Here is a 19,691-nt window from a genome sequence, read left to right on the forward strand (position 1 = left end):
CGACTTTGGTCGCAAACGGCCCCCGGTCGCGTTTTGCGGCACCCGGGGCGCGTGCCGTCGAGGTGAACCGGGCGTTCAGCAGCTGCTACAAGTCCAGGGCCTGCAGCTCGCTTGCGCGGGCCGAGCGCTCCCACATCTCCTCGAACTGCTGCTGCAGCGGCGCCTGCGCAGCGCGGTCGGAGAGCGCCATGCGCCCCTGCGGGCGGCCGGCGTCGGGCAGGTACAGGTAGCCCCCGGTGTCCGTGGTGAGCCAGGCGCTGGCACATTGGCGATCCACGTCCTCCACCGGCGTGCGGATCGCGATCGCGCTGGAAAGGCGCTGGAACAGCGCGATCAGCCGGTGGCCGTCGCGCAGCGCGGTGGCAGGGTCGTGCAGCAGGATGCGGATCCCGGCACGGCGGCCGGAGGTGGCGATGCGCTTGAGCTCGGCCAGTTCCGCGTCGTTGCCGTAGTCGTCGCGGCCGAGCAGGGGCAAGTGCAGCGCCAGCCGGTGGCGCGCGGCGACCAGCAGTTGCAGCCGTGCGGCGGCCAATGCCTCGCGGCCGTCGATCGCCCGGCGCCCGTCGTCGTCGGCCGGGGCGTTCACCGCCGGCGTGCCCTGCGCAGCACCAGGTGCCCGTCGTTGACCAGCGCCAGCAGCAACTCGCCCGCCGCCGTGGACGGCGCGGCATCGAACGCGATCTCGCGCTGCGCACACAGCTGCCGCGCCAGCGCCGCCGAGGCCGGCCAGGCCTGGCCGTTCGCATACAGGGTGCAGCCGGACTTGCCGCGGCTCCACGCCATGCGAGACCACGGATGGCGCAGCAGGCGCGCGCCGGCGGCGAGCCGCTTGCGCAGCGCGGCCTCGGTGACGGGACGGTCGGGCGCGGCCGGGGTCTGCGCGTTGCGGTAGCGGGTGATGAAGCGGCCGAACCAGTCGCGCAGGGTGTCCTCGTCCAGCGCGGCGGCGAACGGCAGCGCCCGGCGCAGCCGCGCCAGCGACGCGTCGTCGATCTCCCCGGGCGCCCTGGCCGGTGCGAGGTCGGGGTCGGCGTAGCGCTGGTCGTCGTGCAGCCGCTCGGCAAGGTAGTCGGCGAGGTCGCCGGTCAATTCCCCCTGCGAGGGTGCGCGCATGCCCACCGAGATCGTCATGCAGGGCCCGCCGAAGGCCACGCCGTCGTGCGGCACGCCGGGCGGCAGGTAGAGCATGTCGCCCGGCTCCAGCAGCCATTCGTGGGTCGGCGTGAACTCGCGCAGCTGCTTCAGCTCCACGTCGGGGCGGAAGTCCTTCGGCGCGGCGGGGTCGGTACTGATCGCCCAGTGCCGCTGGCCCAGGCCCTGCAGCAGGAACACGTCGTACTGGTCCACGTGCGCGCCCACGCCGCCGCCGGGCTCGGCGTAGGAGATCATGATGTCGTCCACCCGCCAGCTGGGCAGGAAGGCGAAAGCCTCCAGCAGGGCGGCCACGTCGGCGTCCCACTTGTCCACGTCCTGCACCAGCAGGGTCCAGTTCGCGTCGCCGGTCTTCGCGAAGTCGGCCTCGGTCAGCGGGCCGGTCTTCACCTGCCAGCGCTCGCGTGCCTCGTCGTGGCGGATCAGCCGCGACAGCGCACCTTCCTCGCAGGCCAGGCCGGCCAGATCCTCGGGCTGGATCGGCGGCACGAAATCCGGGAAGGCGTTGCGGATCAGCAGCGGGCGCTTCTGCCAGTAGTCGCGCAGGAACTGCGCGGGCGGCATGCCCAGCGGCTGCCGGGTGGAACCGCGCACTTCGAGAGGGAGCATGGTCTTGCGGGGAGTGGGGGCGGGTGTCATTCGCGCATTGTAGATGGCGGAGGAGATGGCTGTTGCCCTCGGGCAAGTTTCAAAACGGTTTCGTGCCGCTGCCGCGGCCCGGGTTACTTTTCTCTTGGGTGGCCAAGAAAAAAGTAACCCAAAGAGAAGGCCACCCCGGTTGGCGCTTGCCGGGCATCCTGCCCGGCAAGTCCGTGAGTCGGGGCCGGGCTTTTCGAGCGGGCTCCTGCCCGCGCGAAAAGGCGAGGCCATCCCTGGCCTCGCCCGCTGCGCGGCCTGATCGTCCCCGCCTCATCGCCGCCCAGGGGCCCCGGAAAGAGCAGCGCGCTCCTGCGCGCAGAAGCAACGGCTAGAGCAAAGTAAGCCAAAGCGGCGCGTAGCGCCGCGAGGCTTTGCTCCCTCGGCTCCCGAATACGGCGCGGTATGGCCGTATCGTGTATCGCGCAGGCAGAAGTGGCTCCAAGAACCTCGAAACGTCCTGCTCGTAATCCTGGCGGGTTGAACCAGGCCATTTCCCTTGGTTACTTCTCTTTGGACCAGCAAAGAGAAGTGAGTCGGGTGCCGTCAGGCGGTCGAAACCGCTTCGTCCCCAGCGACAGGCGACCGAAACCACTCCACCGCCTGCGGCAACGCCCCCGCAGGCAAACCCTCAATGCAGCACACGCACCGCGTTGTTGATACCCAGCGCCAATACCGCCAGCCCGGCCAGCACGGTGGCGGCACGCGCCGGGATGCGGCGGATGAAGAACGCGCCGCACGGGGCCGCGAGGATGCCCCCCGCGATCAATCCCAGCACGGCTACCCCGTGGCCGGCGCCGATGCCGAACAGGAAGGCGGCGCTGGCGGCGATGCTCACCACGCATTTGGCCAGGTGCACGCTGCCGATCACCACGCGAGGCTGCAATCCGCGGGCGAGCAGGGTGGTGGCGGTCAGGGCGCTCCAGCCGCCACCGCCGACCGCGTCGAGGAAGCCGGCCGCCGCACCCAGCAACGAGGTGCCGCGCGGCGGTTCGGTGCATTCACCGGCGCGCTTCGCGCCGCGCAGCAACAGGAACAGGCCCATGCCAAGCAGGTAGGGCGCCAGCGCGATGCGCATCCACTGCGTGGGCAGGTGCACCGCCAGCCACGCGCCGAGCAGGGCGCCGATCACGCCGGGAATCGCCAGCGCCAGGAACAGGCGCCGCCGCACATTGCCGGCCGCGAGGTGGCTGAGCCCCGAGGCTCCGCAGGTGAAGGTCTCCGCGTAGTGCACGCTGGCGCTGGCCATCACCGGCGGCATGCCCAGGCCCAGCAGCAGTCCCGCCGAGGTCACGCCGTAGGCCATGCCCAGCGCACCGTCCACCAGTTGCGCCGCGGCGCCCACGAGGGCAAAGACAAGGAATTCCGGCAGGGCGCTCATCGGCACTCGCGGTTGGATGGCCGGCGCATGTCAGCACGCGCGCCGGTGGCCCGGAAATGAGCGGCCCGCATAAGCACATGCCCACAAGTGTTTTCAGGCCTGCCATCCCTGGCCATAGCATGGCCGCCAAGACGTATGGACGTCCAAAAGGAAAGCCTGTGAGCGTTGCCACACGACCGATGCTGCCGACGCCGGGCCTGGCCGCGGAGCGGTTGGCGCTGCTGCACCGGCTGACCGAAGGCTTGCCGCCCGCGGATCTGTACTGGATCTCGGCGTGGAGCGCCGCCCTGGCGGCGCAGTCCACGAGCGTGGTCCTGCCGGGCGCCGCCGCCACGGCCGTGGCGCCGAACGCGACGGCGGGCGGGCGGCTGACCGTGCTCTACGGGAGCCAGACCGGCAACTCGCGCCGGGTAGCCGAGCGGCTGGCCGAGCGCGCCACGGCGGCGGGCCTGAACGTGCGGCTGCTGCGCACCGGCGCCTATCCGGCGCGCGAGCTGGCCGAGGAGCGCCACCTCGCGCTGGTGATCAGCAGCCAGGGCGACGGCGACCCGCCGGACGACGCGCTGGGCTTCGTCGAGTTCCTCACCGGCAGGCGCGCCCCGAAGCTGCCGAAGCTGAAATTCGCGGTGCTGGGCCTGGGCGACTCCAGCTACCCGCAGTTCTGCGCGGTGAGCCGCCGGCTCGACGCGCGCTTCGCCGAACTGGGCGCGCAGCGCTTCGCCGAGCCGGGCGAGGCGGACGTGGATTTCGAGGCGGTGGGCGCGAGCTGGAGCGATGGCGTGCTGGAAAAGGCGCGCGAGGCGCTGGGCGCGCCGGCCACGCCTGTCGCCGCGAACCAGCGTCCGGTGGCCCTGCACGCGGTGAACAGTGTGCTGCACGGCCGCGAAAACCCGTATGCCGCCGAGGTGCTGGAAAACCAGCGCATCGTCGCGCGCGACAGCGCACGCGAGGTGCGCCACCTCGAATTGTCGCTTGAGGGCTCGGGCCTGCGCTACGAGCCGGGCGACGCGCTGGGCGTGTGGCCGCACAACCCGCCGGTGCTGGTGGACGAAGTCCTGCGCCTGCTGCGCCTGGACGGCGGACAGGAGGTGGCTCACGACGGTCGCCGACTGCCGCTGGCGCGCTGGCTGAGCCACGAGCGCGAGCTGACCCGGCTGAGCCGCCCGCTGCTGGCTGCGCATGCCGCCGCCAGTGGCGACGCCGCGCTCGCCCGCGTGCTGGAACCGGAGCGGCGCGAGGCGCTGGCCCGGCTGCTCGACACGCACCAGCCGATCGACCTGCTGCGCCGCCATCCGGTGGACTGGGATGCCGCGCAACTGGTGGCCGCGTTGCGCCCGCTCACCCCGCGGCTGTATTCCATCGCCTCCAGCCCAAAGGCGGTGGGTGAGGACGAGGTGCATCTCGCCCTGGCCGTCGTGGGCTACCACGCCCATGGCAGCGAGCACTTCGGTGCGGCCTCGTCCTTCCTCGCCGCGGCCGGCGACGGGCAGCGCGTACCGGTGTTCGTGGAGCCGAACGAGCGTTTCCGCCTGCCTGCCGACACCAGCCGCGACATCGTGATGATAGGGCCGGGTACCGGCGTGGCACCGTTCCGCGCCTTCGTGCAGGAGCGCCAGGCCGTGGGCGCCGCGGGGCGCAACTGGCTGTTCTTCGGCAATCGCCATTTCGCGCAGGACTTCCTTTACCAGACCGAATGGCAGCAGGCACTGCAGGACGGCGCGCTGCATCGCCTCGATCTCGCCTTCTCGCGTGACACCGCCGCCAAGACCTACGTCCAGCATCGATTGCGCGAACACGGCCGCGAACTATACGCCTGGCTGCGCGACGGCGCCCATCTCTATGTCTGCGGCGACGCGACGCACATGGCGAAGGACGTGCACGAGGCGCTGGTCGCGGTGGCCACCACCCATGGCGGCCTCTCCGCCGAAGATGCCCGCGGCTGGCTGGCCGAACTGCTGCAGGAAGGGCGCTACGCAAGAGACGTTTATTAGTGCGTTGACCCATGAACGCAAGAGTCAAGAAGCGGCCGTCCCTGGCCGTACTTTAGGAATCCATGCGTTCGTCCGCGAACGCGTGGATCAGGAAGCGGCCATCCATCGCCGCACTTTCAAAAGAAGCTAGCCATCCCATGCCTTCGCATTTCGAACACATCAAGGCCACCAGCCGCTTCCTGCGCGGCGGCATCGCCGAAGGGCTGGCCGACCCGGTCACCGGCGCGATCAGCGAGGACGACAACAAGCTGCTGAAGTTCCACGGCAGCTACCAGCAGGACGACCGCGACATCCGCGACGAGCGGCGGCGGCAAAAGCTGGAGCCCGCCTACGCCTTCATGGTGCGCGCGCGCCTGGCGGGCGGCGTGATGACGCCGGCGCAGTGGCTGGCCTTCGACAGGATCGCCAGCGACTACGCCTCCAGCGGCCTGCGCATCACCACGCGGCAGACCTTCCAGTGGCACGGCATCGTCAAGCGCAACCTGAAGCCCACCATCGCCGCGATCAACGACGCGCTGGCCAGCACCATCGCCGCCTGCGGCGACGTCAACCGCAACGTGGTGTGCAATGCCAATCCCGTGCAGTCGCAGGCACATGCCGCCGCCTATGCCTGGGCCGCGAAGCTGTCCGAGCATCTGAAGCCGAACACTCGCGCCTACCATGAGATCTGGCTGGATGGCGAGCAGCTGGTGGGCGAGGCGGCTGCCGCCGAGCACGAACCGCTCTACGGCGCCACCTACCTGCCGCGCAAGTTCAAGATAGGCGTGGCGATCCCGCCGCTCAACGACGTCGACGTGTTCGCCCAGGACCTGGGCCTGATCGCGATCCTGGAGCAGGGCGAGCTGGCCGGCTTCAACGTGGCGATCGGCGGCGGCATGGGCGCCAGCCATGGCGACCCGTCGACGTATCCGCGACTTGCCGACGTGATCGGCTTCGTGCCGCCCGAGCGCCTGGTGACGCTGGCCGAGGCCACCATCGCCGTGCAGCGCGACTGGGGCGACCGCGAGGAGCGCAAGCATGCGCGCTTCAAGTACACCATCGACAGGCATGGGCTGGACAAGGTCAAGGCGGAAATCGAACGGCGCGCGGGCTTCGCGCTGGCGCCGGTGCGGCCGTTCCGCTTCGACCACAACGGCGACCGTTATGGCTGGATCGAAGGCCATGACGGTCGCTGGCATCTCACCCTGCAGGTGGAGTCCGGCCGCCTGCTGGACGGCGGCGAGGCGCGCTGGTTGAGCGGCATGCGCGAGATCGCGCACGTGCATACCGGAGACATCCGGCTCACCTGCAACCAGAACCTGATCGTCGCCAATGTGGAGGCGGCCGACCGGGAGCACGTCGACGCCATCGTGGCCGCGCATGGCATGGACGGCTACCGCCGCCACAGCGGCATCCGCCGCCACGCCGTCGCCTGCGTGGCGCTGCCCACCTGCGGGCTGGCGATGGCTGAGAGTGAGCGCTACCTGCCGCAGCTGCTGCCCAAGCTGGAGGCTTCGCTGGATCGCCACGGGCTGCTCGACGCAGCCATCCTGCTGCGCCTTTCCGGCTGCCCGAACGGCTGCTCGCGTCCCTACCTCGGCGAAATCGCCCTGGTGGGCCGCGCGGTGGGGCGCTACGACTTGCGCCTGGCGGCGGATTTCCGCGGCCAGCGGCTCAACCAGGTTTATCGCGAGAACGTGGACGAGGCCGCGATCCTGTCGGCCCTGGACGAATTGTTTGCCCGCTATGCCGGCGAGCGTGCCCCGGGCGAGCACTTCGGCGACTTCCTGTTGCGCACCGGCATCGTGGCGTCGAAGAAGATCGCGCTGGAGGTCATTGCATGAGCGCGCCCGGGCTTCCCGCCGACGGCAACGACGCCGGAGCGCTGCGCGCGCTCAACCACTGGCTGGCCGGGCGCGATGCCGCGGCGCGCGTGCGCTGGATGTTGGCGCAGGTGCCAGGCGCGCATGCGCTGTCGTCCAGCTTCGGCGCGCAGGCGGCGGTGTCGTTGCACCTGCTGGCGAGCCATGCGCCGGACATCCCGGTGATCCTGATCGACACCGGCTACCTGTTTCCCGAGACGTACCAGTTCGTCGATACCCTGAGCGAGCGGCTCGCGCTCAACCTCAAGGTCTATCGCCCCGCCATCGGCCGCGCCTGGGCCGAGGCGCGCTACGGCAGGCTGTGGGAGCAGGGCATCGAGGGACTGGACCGCTACAACCGCATCCGCAAGGTGGAGCCGATGCAACGCGCGCTGGCCGAGCTGGGCGTACAGGGCTGGTTCGCCGGCCTGCGCCGCAGCCAGTCACGCAGCCGCCGCGCGATCGACTTCGTGGAATGGCGGCCGGATTCGTCCGGCACGGGCAGGTGGAAGCTGCACCCGATCGCCGACTGGACGGATCGCGACGTGGGTCGTTACCTGCAAGAGTACGACCTGCCCTACCACCCGTTGTGGGAGCAGGGCTACATCTCCATCGGCGACACCCACACCACCCACCGCTGGGAGCCGGGCATGGACGCCGAGGACACCCGCTTCTTCGGGCTCAAGCGCGAGTGCGGCCTGCACGAACTGCCGTGAGCGGCGAGGCCGCCGCGACAGCACGGGTGGCGCCGACGGCGGCATCATGGCCCTCGCGCCAGTGCGGCACGCGGGGCGGGGTTTCCGGCGCGATGCCCAGCGTGAGCTGGCGGCGCACGTCGCTGCGGTCCAGGTGCGGCGCGAACTGCGCGATCCACTCCAGAGTGTAGTCGCGCAGCACGCAGTCCTTGCGCAGCACGATCCAGGTGGTGCACAGCGGCAGCAACGCGTCTGCCTGGATCACCTGCAGGTCGGCGTCCTCGCCCGGCTGCAGCGCCATCTCGGCCAGCACGCCGATGCCGAGTCCCGCGCGTACGTAGGTCTTGATGAGGTCGGCGTCGGCGGCGGTCATCGCGATCTGCGGCACCAGCCCGGCGGCGGCGAAGGCGCGGCGCAGCGAGGATTCCGGCCGCTTCGAGGAGTCGTAGCTCACCAGCGGTTGCGCGGCCAGCTCGGCCAGGGTAGGCGCGCGGCCCAGCGTCGCCAGCGGATGGTCCCGTGGCGAAAGCACCACGCGGCTCCAGCGGTAGGCGGGCAGGGCGATGCCGCCGGCCGGCGCGGCGCCGGAGGTGCTGACCACCGCCAGGTCGACGCGGCCGCTTTCCAGCAGGGCCAGCACTTCGGCGTCGCCGCTGGGCTGCAGGTGCACGCTGACCTGCGGGTAGCGCCGGTTCAGCGCGGCGATCGAGCCGGGCAGGGCGAAGCGCGCCTGCGTGTGCGTGGTGGCGATGCGCAGCTCGCCGTGCGCCTCGTTGCGCAGGTTCGCGGCGATCGAGCGGATGTTCAGCGCCTCGGCCAGGATCACCCGTGCCCGCTCGATCACCCGCACGCCGGCATCGGTGGCCGAATCCAGGCTCTTGCCCTTGCGGATGAACAGCTGCAGGCCGAGTTCGTCCTCCAGCTGCTTGAGCTGCTTGCTTACCCCGGGCTGGGTGGCATGCACGTGCTCGGCGGCGGCGGTGATGTTGAGGCGGCAGTCGGCGATGGCGACAAGGTAGCGAAGCTGGGTCAGGGTCATGGCGATCCAGGGTGTCGGGACGGCGGCTGTGGCGTGGCGGCGTGCTGCGCGCACGTACATCGCATCGTCCCCGCCCGCACGACGCGGGTGCTGGGTCGGATGGATTCGGCATCGATGATGGCCATGCGAGCCAGTGTATATGCATTTTTGTTCGGACGTCTATACGGATAGACGTTCATAAATGCCTGACGGAAAGCATTCCGGTGGACGGTATCGATCGTGGCCCCTTCTCTGGCGAGCGAGCAGGGAGGGGCGCATTCGCGGATTCATGCTGCAGCGGCATATGCACGGATGGGATCGTTATTTCCGCCCACCGGGCGCGTTGCGTAGCGTGATCCCTTCCGAGGCCTTGACGTCGAAGCCACGCCATGAAGCTGTACCCGCTGTTCGCCGATCTTTCCCGTCGCGCCGTGCTGGTGGTAGGTGGCGGCGCCGTGGCCGAGCGCAAGGCTGCCGCCTTGCTGGCGGCAGGTGCGCAGGTGACCGTGGGTGCGCCGGAACTGACGCTGCAGCTGCAGCGCTGGGCGCGCCAGGGGCGCATCGCGCACCGTGCCGGCGAATTCGCGCCGAACTGGCTCGACCACGTGTGGCTGGTGGTGGCGGCCACCGGCGATCGCGCATTGAACGCCCACGTCGCCGAACTCGCGGGCCTGCAGCGCGTGTTCGTCAATGTGGTGGACGACGCGGAGCTGTCCAGCTTCCAGGTGCCGGCGGTAATCGACCGCGCGCCGCTAGTGGTGGCGATCTCCAGCGGCGGCGCGGCGCCAATGCTGGCGCGCCTCGTGCGCGAACGGCTGGAAAGCCTGCTCGACCATTCGCTGGGCCCGCTGGCCCTGCTCGCTGCACGGTTGCGCAGGCGCATCCGCCGCCGCCATCCCGAGCTGGCGGCGCGCCGCCGTTTCTACGAAGGCCTGTTCAACGGCCCGGTGGCCGCCTTGCTGCGCAGCGGCCAGCCGAAGCTGGCTGCCGAGGCCGCCGGGCAGGCGTTGCACGCCAACCCTGCCGCCACGACCGGCTCGGTGGTGCTGGTGGGCGCCGGCCCCGGCGATCCGGGGCTGCTGACCTTGCGCGGCCTGCGTGCACTGAACGAGGCCGACGTGATCCTGCACGACCGCCTGGTGAGTGCCGAGGTGCTGGAACTGGCGCGCCGCGACGCCGAGCGCATCGAGGTGGGCAAGCAGGCCGGCAGACACCACGCCACCCAGCACGCGATCCACGCATTGCTGCTCGAACACGCGCGGGCCGGCCGTCGCGTGGTGCGGCTGAAGGGCGGTGATCCTTTCGTGTTCGGCCGCGGTGGCGAGGAACTGGAATTCCTGCGCGACCACGGCATTCCCTATGAAGTAGTGCCCGGCATCACCGCCGCGCTGGCCTGCGCCGCCCATGCCGGCGTGCCGCTGACCCACCGCGACCACGCGCAGTCGGTGCGTTTCGTCACCGCGCACTGCCGCGATTCGCTGGACACGCTGGACTGGCGCGCGCTGGCGCAGGAGCGGCAGACCCTGGCGGTGTACATGGGCGTGGCCGGCCTCGACAGCCTGCAGGAGCGACTGCTTGCGCACGGACGCGCACCCTCCACCCCGTTCGCCCTGGTCGAGAACGGCACGCGCGCGAACCAGCGCGTGGTCACCGGCACCCTGGCCAGCCTGCCGGAGCGCGCCGCCGCGCACGCGGTGTGCTCGCCCGCACTGCTGATCCTGGGCGAGGTCGCCGCGCTGGCCGACCGCCTGGCATGGTTCGGTGCGCCACCGCTGGGTGGGGCCGTCGTCGCCGTCCGGCCAGTCAAGCCGTTGCGCCCGCCGCGCGAGGACGCCGTCGCCCTGCGCCGGCGCGCCTGACCGGGGAGCTGCTTCCTCCCCTGCCTGCGTCGAGCACCCCCTCCTGACCCCTCGCTGCAAGCTGGGGAAGAGACAAAGCTGCATACATCGTCTTAGCAAACCCGCGTGCATGATCGCGTGCGGCCATCGCCCGGAGCCCCGCCATGATTTACGACAGCATCCTCGACACCATCGGCAACACGCCCATCGTCCACCTGCACCGCCTCGCCCCGAAGCACGTGGAGCTGTACGTGAAGGTGGAGGCGTTCAACCCCGCGGGTTCGGTGAAGGACCGCCTCGCCCTGGCGATCATCCTCGACGCCGAGCAGCGCGGCACGCTCCAGCCCGGCCAGACCGTGATCGAAGCCACCTCGGGCAATACCGGCGTGGCGCTGGCGGCAGTGTGCGCGGCACGCGGCTACCCGTTCGTGGCGGTGATGAGCGACTCGTTCTCGGTCGAGCGGCGCAAGCTGATCCGCGCCTACGGCGGCAAGGTGCTGCTCACCCCCGCCGCCGCGCGCGGCACCGGCATGGTGCGGGTGGCGGAGGAACTGGCGCGCAAGCACGGCTGGTTCCTGGCGCGCCAGTTCGAGAATCCGGCCAACCCGGCCTGGCACCGGCAGACCACCGCGCCGGAAATCCTGCGCGACTTCGCCGGCCGCCGCCTCGACTACTTCGTCAGCGGCTGGGGCACCGGCGGCACGCTCACCGGCGTGGGCGAAGTGCTCAAGGTGGCGCGGCCGGACGTGAAGGTGATCGCCACCGAGCCGGCGGGGGCCTCGCTGCTCGGTGGCAAGGAATGGCAGCCGCACAAGATCCAGGGCTGGACCCCCGACTTCGTGCCCGCCGTGCTCAACCGCACGGTGGTCGACCAGTTGGTGCCTGTGGACGACATCGTGGCCCGCGACACCTCGCGCGCGCTGGCGCAGAAGGAGGGCATCTTCACCGGCATTTCCTCGGGCGCCACCCTGGCCGCTGCCTTGCAGGTGGCCCAGACCGCGCCCGCGGGTTCGGTGCTGCTGGCCATGCTGCCGGATACCGGCGAGCGCTACCTGTCGACGTTCCTGTTCGAGGGGGTCAACGAGGGGTCGGACGAGGTGGAGTGAGGTGCCGCAAACTTTCAGCCGGAGTTCCCGTGTAGCATCCACCGCCGTGTCGACGGGCAGGAGTGCGCGTGATGGCGACGACGAACACCGACTTGTATCGATCGGTCATGGGAAATGACTTCAAGGTCATCAAACTTGGGGTGTACCCCGGAGATGGCGTGCTCGACCCCCGCTGGGAGTCGAAGCAGTATTTCAGCAACAAGCTGAAAAAGATGGTCATCAGCCAAGCGGACGTCACGGTGGTTGCGGGCGGCAAGGACGGCCCGGAGGTGCTGCCGGACGGAGGCACCTCGTTGCACGACGTGGCCGGATGGTTCCCGAGCAAGGAATTCTTCATTCCCGCTGGAACCGAGTATGCAGAAGAAGTCATCCGCATCCGCAAGGACGACAAGCTCAAGACCAGTCCCTACAACAGCAAGCTGCAAGGACATCATTACCAGCTCGAGCCCCGTACGCGCATGACGGTGGAAGCCTTCAAGGGGGCGCTGGACAACATGGCGCGCGCGGCGGTCGTCCAGCAATGCAAAATGGCCGGGCGGTGATTCCCGTTGCGGTCGACGAGGACAGGTATGCCTAGCATCAGCCATCAAACCCTGGTCGTCGCCATACAGGCCGTGGCCGCCGAGATCCGGAGCCTGCGTGCGGCGCTTGCGGAAGGCGGTGCCGAGCCGGAGGAGTACCAGCTCCTGGAGGACCGCATCCGCGCTGCCGAGGATTTGGAGCGGGCCTACGACGAAGCGGCCAGGACCGTCCTCAACCTACCGCCCTACGACGAGCTGGTCGGGAGCTGACCGGGCGCATTCAACCCACCACGCGTGCCTTCTTTGCAAGCGAAGCCCGCGAATCCCACTCCGCGATCAGCTTCTGCCCCACCCGCGCCAGCGCATTGATCGCGGGCAGCAGTTCGCGCCCGAGTTCGGTGAGCGCGTATTCGGCGGAGGGCGGAGAGGTGTCAATCAGGCGACGCGATACCAAGCCGCGCGATTCCAGTTCGCGCAGGCGGGCGCTAAGCACGCGGGCGGAGATGCGCGGGATGTCGTGGCGCAGTTCGCCGAAACGGCGGGGTTCGCCGCTGAGGTACCAGATCACGTTGGGCGCCCAGGCGCCGCGCAGCAGCGCCAGGCTTTCGGTGAGCGGGCAGGCGGGTGGGGGTATGACCTTGCTCTTGCGTACGGGGAGACCCATGGGTGGCTCGCTGCTGGCGTGGGCGGTTCGGTAACCGCGGGGTTACCGCATTCTGCGGCTGATGGGTGGATACATGGTATCCAATGGTAACCATGGCGGCGTACGATGCGGGGCTTGTTCCACGTCCCTACCAGGAGTCATCGCATGAAGCTTTACTACTCCCCCGGCGCCTGTTCGCTTTCCCCGCACATCGTGGCGCTGGAGGCCGGCATCCCGCTGCAACTGGAGAAGGTCGACGGCAAGGCCAAGCGCACCGAGAGCGGCGCGGATTTCTGGCTGGTCAATCCCAAGGGCTACGTGCCGGTGCTGGAGCTGGACAGCGGCGAAGTGCTGACCGAAGGCCCGGCCATCGTGCAGTACCTGGCCGACCAGAACCCCGCCAGCAAGCTTGCGCCCGGCAACGGCACGCTGCCGCGCTACCACCTGCAGGAGATGCTGGGCTACATCAACTCGGAGCTCCACAAGAGCTACAGCCCGCTGTTCAAGCCCGACACGCCCGACACCACCCGTGCCGAGCGCAAGGAGTACCTGGCGAAGCGTTACCAGTTCATCGAGAAGGTGCTGGCGAAGCAGCCGTTCCTGCTGGGCGACGCGTTCACCGTGGCCGACGCCTACCTGTTCACCGTGACCAACTGGGCCAAGCACGTGCAGCTGGACTTGTCAGGCTTCCCGGCGTTGCTGGCGTTCCAGCAGCGCGTGGGCGAGCGCCCGGCAGTGCGCGAGGCGATGGAGGCCGAAGGCCTGGTGAAGAAGGCGCACGCCTGATACGCAGCGGGCCGCGCATATCGATGCGTGGCCCCCCATTCACCCGTTCGCGCCGCGCGTAGCTTGCGATAGCAAGCGCACGCGGAGAGCGGTCGTGGATGACCGCGCATTGGGGAGCGGGGAAGTCAAAGCGCCAACACCCGCGGCCTTTCGACTTCGGCCCTGCGGGCCTGCGCTCAGGGCGAACGGAGTCTTTGGCTGGGTTCGTTGCCAGTCAGGCCAACCGATGCTGGGGAGCAGGTACGCGGCGATCAGATATCCCGCGCCAGCCCCTCGGCCAGGCCGATGTAGCTGCCCGGCGTGAGCTCGAGCAGGCGCTGCTTCGCCTCGGCGGGCAGCTCCAGCTTGCCGATGAAATCGCGCATGGATTCCTTCGTGATGCCCTGGCCGCGGGTCAGCGCCTTGAGCTGCTCGTAGGGCTGCGGCAGGCCGTGGCGGCGCATCACGGTCTGCACGGCCTCGGCCAGTACTTCCCAGCTGGCGTCGAGGTCGGCGGCGAGGCGCTCGGCGTTCACGGTGAGCTTGCCCAGGCCCTTCTGCAGCGATTCCAGTGCCACCAGGGTATGGCCGAAGGCGGTGCCCAGCGCGCGCAGCACGGTGGAGTCGGTGAGGTCGCGCTGCCAGCGGCTGATCGGCAGTTTTTCCGCAAAATGACCCAGCAGCGCGTTGGCGAGGCCGAAGTTGCCCTCGGCGTTCTCGAAGTCGATAGGGTTCACCTTGTGCGGCATGGTGGACGAGCCCACCTCGCCCTCCTTGAGCTTCTGCTTGAAGTAGCCCAGCGAGATGTAGCCCCACACATCGCGCGCGAGGTCTATCAGGATGGTGTTGGCCCGGCGCACCGCGTCGCAGTATTCGGCCACGCCGTCGTGCGGCTCGATCTGCGTGGTGTACGGGTTGTAGTCCAGGCCCAGGCTTTCCACGAAGCGCTGCGAGAACGCGCGCCAGTCGATCTCCGGATAAGTGATGGCGTGGGCGTTGTAGTTGCCTACCGCGCCGTTGATCTTGCCGGGGATTTCCAGCGCGGCGAGCTGCCTGCGCTGGCGCTCCAGCCGCGCCACCACGTTCGCCAGTTCCTTGCCCAGCGTGCTGGGCGAGGCGGTCTGGCCGTGGGTGCGCGAGAGCATCGGCAGCGCGGCGTTGGCGTGCGCCAGTTCGCGCAGCCTGGCGATGATCTTGTCGAAGGCCGGCAACAGCACCTGCTCGCGCGCATCGCGCAGCATCAACGCGTAGGAGAGGTTGTTGATGTCCTCGCTGGTGCAGGCGAAGTGCACGAACTCCCTGGCCTGGGCCAAGGCAGGGTCCGAGCCGATGCGCTCCTTGATGAAGTACTCCACCGCCTTCACGTCGTGGTTGGTGGTGGCCTCGATCGCCTTGATGCGCGCGCCTTCCTCGATCGCGAAGCTGTCCGCGATGGTATGCAACTGCTTGACCTGGGTGGGCGTGAACGGCGGCAATTCCCCGATGCCCGGTTCGGCGGCCAGCGCCAGCAGCCACTCGATCTCCACGTGCACGCGGCGATGCATCAGGCCGAACTCGCTGAAGATCGGGCGCAACGGCTCGACTTTGCCGGCATAGCGGCCGTCCAGCGGGGACAGGGCGGTGAGGGCGTGGTTGGACATCGGGGCGTTCCGGCACGGGGAAACGGCCATTTTACATTGACTGCGGCTCCATGCCCGGGCGTCTATAGTCGGCCGGTTTCCCGTTCCCCCAAGGAAAACGACCATGAGCGGCTTCCGCATCGAACACGACAGCATGGGCGAGCTGCAGGTGCCCGCCGACGCGCTGTACGGCGCGCAGACCCAGCGTGCCATCGACAACTTCCCGATCTCCGGCCTGCGCCTGCCGCGCGAGTTCATCCGCGCGCTGGGGCTGATCAAGGCCGCCGCCGCGGAGGCGAACCTCGCGCTGGGTCATCTGAAGAAGGGCCAGGCCGCGGCCATCCGCAAGGCCGCGCTGGCGGTGGCAGGCGGCGAATACGACGCGCAGTTCCCCATCGACGTGTTCCAGACCGGCTCCGGTACCAGCACCAACATGAACGCGAACGAGGTGATCGCCCACCTCGCCGCACGCGCCGGCGCCAAGGTGCACCCGAACGACCACGTCAACTACGGACAGAGCTCGAACGACGTGATCCCCACCGCGATCCACGTCGGCGCCACCCTGGTCGCGCATGAGCAGCTGCTGCCGGCCCTCAAGCACTTGAAGAAGACCATCGACCAGCGTGCGCGCCAGTTGCGCCACGTGGCCAAGACCGGCCGCACGCACTTGATGGACGCGATGCCGGTGACTTTCGGCCAGGAGCTGTCCGGCTGGGCCGCGCAGATCGGCTCGGCCATCGCGCGCATCGAGGATGCGCTGAAACGCATGCGCCGCCTGCCGCAGGGTGGTACGGCGGTGGGCACCGGCATCAATGCCGACCCGAAGTTCGGCGTGGCGGTGGCCCGTGAGCTGAAAAGGCTCACCGGCGTGCGCTTCGAGGCGATGGAAAACCCCTTTGAAGGCATGGCCGCGCAGGACGACGCGGTGGAGCTCTCCGGCGCGCTGAAGGCGCTGGCCGTGGCGCTGATGAAGATTTCCAACGACCTGCGCTGGATGAATTCCGGACCGCTCGCCGGACTGGGCGAGATCGAGCTGCCGGCGCTGCAGCCCGGCTCCTCGATCATGCCCGGCAAGGTGAACCCGGTGATCCCCGAGGCCGCCGCGATGGTGGCCGCGCAGGTGATCGGCAACGACGCGGCCATCGCCATCGCCGGCCAGAGCGGCAATTTCCAGCTCAACGTGATGCTGCCGCTGATCGCCTATAACCTGCTGGAGTCGCTGGGCATCCTAGCGAACGTCTCGCGCCTGCTCGCCGACAAGGCCATCGCCGGCTTCGTCGTCAACAAGGCGCGGGTGAACCAGGCGCTGGCGATGAACCCGATCCTGGTCACCGCGCTCAATCCCGTGATCGGCTACGAGCAGGGCGCGGCCACCGCCAAGCAGGCGTACAAGGAGCGCCGGCCCATCATGGACGTGGCGCTGGAGACCACGGGGCTGTCCAGGGCCGAGCTCGCGAAACTGCTTGATCCGCTGGCGCTGACCAAGGGCGGCATCCACGGCGACTGATGCGCGGCGCTCCTGTCGGGTGGCGCCCTGGCTCAGGCGACCCGGGCGCTGCGTGGCCAGCGCCACGCATACCAGACCGCAAGCGACTGCAGCACCACCTCGATGATGCTGAGGAAGATGTAGAACGCCCACGACCCGGGAATGGTCATCAGCACAATGACGGTCAACGGTACGCCCGTCAGGATGTTCAACCAGCGTGCCAGTGCGGGCGGCAGCGCCAGCGACAGGAAGATCATCACGGCGGGCACGGCGATCAGGACGGCCACGGCCAGCAGCGACCCCTGGCTGGTCGGTCCAAGCAACCCCTGTCCGGCCAGAATCCCCTTGACCTCACCCGGACGGTAGAGTCCGAGGAAATCCCCGTAGATGTAGCAGGACATCACCGACGCCCACAGCGCGGACAGTTTCAGTTGCACGGGCACGCGCCAGTGTTCGAGCGGCCGATTTGCGGTCGTGTTCAAGGCAAACTCCCTGCGTGCGATGGAAAGGATGGTCACGCGCGCGTTGGCGTAACGGATGCGGCCTGCGGCCGCCGGAAGCCGGGGCGTGCGCCCAGTACCAGCAGCCACAGCATGAACAGCACTTCCACGAACTGCAGTGGCGCGAGCACGCTGGAAAGCCTGTCCTGTCCATCCGGAAACAAGGCCCACGCCAGGCTCTGGATCACGTAGGCCAGGCCATTGAGGATCAGCCCGTAGCCGAACAGGCGTGGCAGGAAGCCCGAGCGCAGCACCAGCAGCGCCAGCGGGAACAGCCACAGTCCCCACAGCATTTCGGCGGCACCGACGGTTTGACCGTGCAGGTGGAGGAACAGCACGGCGAGCGCCGCGCGCTGCGACGCATCGAACGCGGACAATGCATCCCCGCCATGCACCAGCAGCAGGGCGGCGGCATCGTTGAGCACATTGAAGAAGTACAGCGCCGGCACCAGCGCGCCGCCCAGCAGCAGCATGGCGATGCCGCCCTGCCGGTTGACCCCGCCGAGCAGGCGGAAAAGCGCGAGCACCATGAAAGCCTGCAGGGCGCCGCAGGCAAGATCGGTGGCGAGGCCGAGCCGGAACAGCGCCTCGTGTGCCGCGATGTTCGCGACGGTCTCCGCCACGTTGCCATCCACAAACAAGGTGCCCGGCACGTAGATCAGGCGGTACGGCGCGACCAGCACCACCAGCAGGTAGAGCAGGCCGGCAAGCCGCGCACTTCGGTTCCGTGGACTCATGCGTGCTCCTTGCACAGGTATCCGGGCCTGCCCGTTTCAGGGTTGTGGGTGCACAAGGGAAGCCAGCTCACCGGCGGGCAGGGCGAGCTGCAGGTCATCGTGACCGCGGCGCACGCTCAATTTGCAAGCGGCCTGCAGGTGCGCGTTCGCATAGCTCACCAGGTCGACCACGTGGGCCGCAGGCTGACCGTCGACGGCGACGATCACGTCACCCGGCTTCAGGCCATCGCGGTCGGCGGGTTCAATGCGGGCGACACGGATGCCCTTGCCGTCTGGCGAGACAAGGTCGAGCGCGCGGCCGTCGGGGGAATGCCAGGTCAGCATGTCGCGCGTGCCGTGCTCGTACACGTAAAGGCCGGCATGGGCCGGCAAAGCAAAGGCGCTTGCGGCGGCGAGGGCGCCGAGCAGGATCAGGTGTCGCATGGGACCGTCTCCATGGTGGTGGGGAGAAATGTGACGTGCTCAGGGCTTGGCCAGCGAGCGGTTCGCCTCGTCCAGGCCCTGCCTGCACTTGCCGACCTTGTCCTCGTCCAGCGTGGCGTAGGGGCGGAACGCCGCGACCTGGGCGGCGACGGCGTCCTGGGCGGCGCGCAGCTGTTCCAGGCCGATGCAGATCGCGGCGGCCTGGGCGGTGACCTTGCCGGCCTGCGCCTGGATGTCCTTGCCGATCTGGTCGGTGTCGCCGTGCGCCAGTCCCGACATCACGCTGCCCACGGCCTGGCCGGCCAGCGCCGCGCCGGCCTTGCCGGTGGCGATGCCCTCGCTGCGGATCTTGTACACGCCCACGTAGTACTGCTTGAGCAGGTCGCGCTGGTCCGCCGTCAGCGTCACCGGCTTGCCGGCGATGCTGAGCGTGCCGTCGCCGGTGACGCTGGCATCGGGCTGGCCCGCCACCTGGATCACCGCCACGCCGTCGCGCAGCCGGATGCTGCCGTTGTCGCCGGCGATGGTGGTGCCGCTGTCGCGGCCGCAGGCGGCGAGCAGCAGGCAAAGCAGGGTGGTGCATGTGAGGGGGCGAAGTTTCATCGTTGGGTTCCGTCGACGATGGTGCAGGCCGGGATCAATCGGAGAAAACGGCGAAGCCCTTCTTGCCGTTGCTGTCGGCGGTGTCCTTGCCGCAGTCGTCGACATCCTTCTGGGTCATCGTGGCGTAGGGCTTGAACGCCGGCATGGCGGCGGCGAGCTTCTGCTGCGAAGCCAGCATGTCGGGCAAGCGCTTGCACAGCTTCATGGCGGCAGCCTGGATCTTGTCGGTCTGCGGCTTGATGCTGGCCTCGATCTCCTTGTCGCTCTTGCCGGCCAGCGCGCCGAAAATCGCCTGCTTGGCTGCGCTCACGCCGAGGTCGGCGCCGCTGGCGCCAATGTCCATGCCGGCCTCGGCGATGCCGATGATCTGCTGGCGGTAGTCCACCAGCAAGGCGTGCTGCCCGGGCGTGGCGTCCACCGGCTTGCCGGCGATGACCAAGTTGCCCTGCGGAGTGATCACGGCCTTGGGCAGTTTGCTGGTGTCCTCGTGCTGTCCCTTGCTGTTGATGTGCACGCTGCTGACGTCGATGTCCTTGGTGAGCAGCTCCTGCTTGGCCTGGTTGATGCCTTTCTGCACCTCCGCGCCGATCGCCGACGAGGATGTCTGCTTCTGCACTTCCTTCATGGCTTGCGCCACGTTGTCGCCGGAGCCGTTTTCGGACGATTGGCTGCAGGCCGTGAGCGGCAGCAGCAGGGCCAGCGCAAGGATGCTGCCGGTGATCGCGGTGCTTTTCAT

20 protein-coding genes are annotated in these 19,691 nt (G+C 69.0%); 9 read left to right on the forward strand and 11 right to left on the reverse strand.

The features are described from left to right. Positions 1-85: 85 nt before the first annotated feature. The 3 genes from AC2EWF_RS11125 to AC2EWF_RS11135 form a co-directional block, all read right to left on the reverse strand. Positions 86-586 (reverse strand): DUF7931 domain-containing protein, encoded by a 501-nt coding sequence (locus AC2EWF_RS11125; protein ID WP_483639436.1) that lies wholly within the window; start codon positions 584-586, stop codon positions 86-88. Beyond that, positions 583-1,761 carry a ribosomal protein uL16 3-hydroxylase gene (locus AC2EWF_RS11130; protein WP_483639437.1) on the reverse strand — a complete coding sequence of 393 codons (1,179 nt, stop codon included), beginning with the start codon at positions 1,759-1,761 and terminating at the stop codon, positions 583-585. The genes AC2EWF_RS11125 and AC2EWF_RS11130 overlap by 4 nt, the downstream gene beginning before the upstream one ends. Positions 1,762-2,419: 658 nt before the next feature. Then, positions 2,420-3,169 (reverse strand): sulfite exporter TauE/SafE family protein, encoded by a 750-nt coding sequence (locus tag AC2EWF_RS11135; protein ID WP_483639438.1) that lies wholly within the window; start codon positions 3,167-3,169, stop codon positions 2,420-2,422. 179 nt (positions 3,170-3,348) lie between these two features. On the opposite strand from AC2EWF_RS11135, the gene AC2EWF_RS11140 reads away from it, so the two are divergent. The 3 genes from AC2EWF_RS11140 to AC2EWF_RS11150 all read left to right on the forward strand — a co-directional run bounded on the left by AC2EWF_RS11140 (position 3,349) and on the right by AC2EWF_RS11150 (position 7,717). Beyond that, positions 3,349-5,160, forward strand: coding sequence for an assimilatory sulfite reductase (NADPH) flavoprotein subunit (locus tag AC2EWF_RS11140; RefSeq protein ID WP_483639805.1), 1,812 nt, complete (start codon positions 3,349-3,351; stop codon positions 5,158-5,160). A 62-nt stretch (positions 5,161-5,222) separates the two neighbouring features. Continuing rightward, positions 5,223-6,983, forward strand: a complete 1,761-nt coding sequence (cysI, locus tag AC2EWF_RS11145; protein WP_483639439.1) for an assimilatory sulfite reductase (NADPH) hemoprotein subunit — start codon at positions 5,223-5,225, stop codon at positions 6,981-6,983. After that, positions 6,980-7,717: a phosphoadenylyl-sulfate reductase gene (locus AC2EWF_RS11150; RefSeq protein WP_483639440.1), complete on the forward strand. Its 738-nt coding sequence runs from the start codon at positions 6,980-6,982 to the stop codon at positions 7,715-7,717. The genes cysI and AC2EWF_RS11150 overlap by 4 nt, the downstream gene beginning before the upstream one ends. Here the strand turns inward: AC2EWF_RS11150 and AC2EWF_RS11155 are convergent. Beyond that, complete coding sequence (locus tag AC2EWF_RS11155) at positions 7,683-8,735, reverse strand: LysR substrate-binding domain-containing protein (RefSeq protein WP_483639441.1); 1,053 nt, start codon at positions 8,733-8,735, stop codon at positions 7,683-7,685. The genes AC2EWF_RS11150 and AC2EWF_RS11155 overlap by 35 nt on opposite strands. A 368-nt stretch (positions 8,736-9,103) precedes the next feature. Here AC2EWF_RS11155 and cysG point away from each other — a divergent pair, with 368 nt between their 5' ends. From cysG to AC2EWF_RS11175, 4 genes are all read left to right on the forward strand, one after another. After that, the gene (cysG, locus tag AC2EWF_RS11160) at positions 9,104-10,573 is read left to right on the forward strand and encodes a siroheme synthase CysG (RefSeq protein WP_483639442.1); all 1,470 of its coding nucleotides are present in this window, start codon (positions 9,104-9,106) and stop codon (positions 10,571-10,573) included. Positions 10,574-10,716: 143 nt separating this feature from the next. Next, positions 10,717-11,658 carry a cysteine synthase A gene (gene cysK, locus AC2EWF_RS11165; RefSeq protein WP_483639443.1) on the forward strand — a complete coding sequence of 314 codons (942 nt, stop codon included), beginning with the start codon at positions 10,717-10,719 and terminating at the stop codon, positions 11,656-11,658. A 71-nt stretch (positions 11,659-11,729) separates the two neighbouring features. Beyond that, entirely contained in the window at positions 11,730-12,200 is a 471-nt protein-coding gene (locus AC2EWF_RS11170; RefSeq protein ID WP_483639444.1) for a Tse2 family ADP-ribosyltransferase toxin, read from the forward strand. 27 nt (positions 12,201-12,227) lie between these two features. Then, positions 12,228-12,449, forward strand: a complete 222-nt coding sequence (locus AC2EWF_RS11175; protein WP_483639445.1) for a Tsi2 family anti-toxin — start codon at positions 12,228-12,230, stop codon at positions 12,447-12,449. A 10-nt stretch (positions 12,450-12,459) separates the two neighbouring features. Here the strand turns inward: AC2EWF_RS11175 and AC2EWF_RS11180 are convergent, their stop codons facing one another. Beyond that, entirely contained in the window at positions 12,460-12,843 is a 384-nt protein-coding gene (locus tag AC2EWF_RS11180; protein ID WP_483639446.1) for a winged helix-turn-helix transcriptional regulator, read from the reverse strand. Between the two features lie 144 nt (positions 12,844-12,987). On the opposite strand from AC2EWF_RS11180, the gene gstA reads away from it, so the two are divergent. Next, positions 12,988-13,608, forward strand: a complete 621-nt coding sequence (gene gstA / locus AC2EWF_RS11185; protein ID WP_483639447.1) for a glutathione transferase GstA — start codon at positions 12,988-12,990, stop codon at positions 13,606-13,608. A gap of 251 nt (positions 13,609-13,859) precedes the next feature. Here gstA and purB read toward each other — a convergent pair whose 3' ends face one another. Continuing rightward, complete coding sequence (gene purB, locus AC2EWF_RS11190) at positions 13,860-15,227, reverse strand: adenylosuccinate lyase (protein ID WP_483639448.1); 1,368 nt, start codon at positions 15,225-15,227, stop codon at positions 13,860-13,862. A gap of 103 nt (positions 15,228-15,330) precedes the next feature. Between purB and AC2EWF_RS11195 the strand changes: the two genes are divergently transcribed. After that, complete coding sequence (locus AC2EWF_RS11195; protein WP_483639449.1) at positions 15,331-16,713, forward strand: class II fumarate hydratase; 1,383 nt, start codon at positions 15,331-15,333, stop codon at positions 16,711-16,713. Between the two features lie 32 nt (positions 16,714-16,745). Here the strand turns inward: AC2EWF_RS11195 and AC2EWF_RS11200 are convergent, their stop codons facing one another. The 5 genes from AC2EWF_RS11200 to AC2EWF_RS11220 are packed head-to-tail and all read right to left on the reverse strand — an operon-like array spanning position 16,746 to position 19,691. Beyond that, positions 16,746-17,174, reverse strand: a complete 429-nt coding sequence (locus AC2EWF_RS11200; protein WP_483639450.1) for a DUF6326 family protein — start codon at positions 17,172-17,174, stop codon at positions 16,746-16,748. Positions 17,175-17,206: 32 nt separating this feature from the next. Next, on the reverse strand, positions 17,207-17,929 hold the full coding sequence (locus tag AC2EWF_RS11205) for a DUF4386 domain-containing protein (protein WP_483639451.1): 723 nt from the start codon (positions 17,927-17,929) through the stop codon (positions 17,207-17,209). Positions 17,930-17,965: 36 nt separating this feature from the next. Further along, positions 17,966-18,352, reverse strand: a complete 387-nt coding sequence (locus AC2EWF_RS11210; protein ID WP_483639452.1) for a PDZ domain-containing protein — start codon at positions 18,350-18,352, stop codon at positions 17,966-17,968. Positions 18,353-18,391: 39 nt separating this feature from the next. Continuing rightward, positions 18,392-18,955 (reverse strand): DUF2884 family protein, encoded by a 564-nt coding sequence (locus tag AC2EWF_RS11215; protein WP_483639453.1) that lies wholly within the window; start codon positions 18,953-18,955, stop codon positions 18,392-18,394. 34 nt (positions 18,956-18,989) lie between these two features. Continuing rightward, positions 18,990-19,691 (reverse strand): YggN family protein, encoded by a 702-nt coding sequence (locus tag AC2EWF_RS11220; protein ID WP_483639454.1) that lies wholly within the window; start codon positions 19,689-19,691, stop codon positions 18,990-18,992.

The sequence above is a fragment of the Rhodanobacter sp. sgz306013 genome (assembly GCF_057031145.1).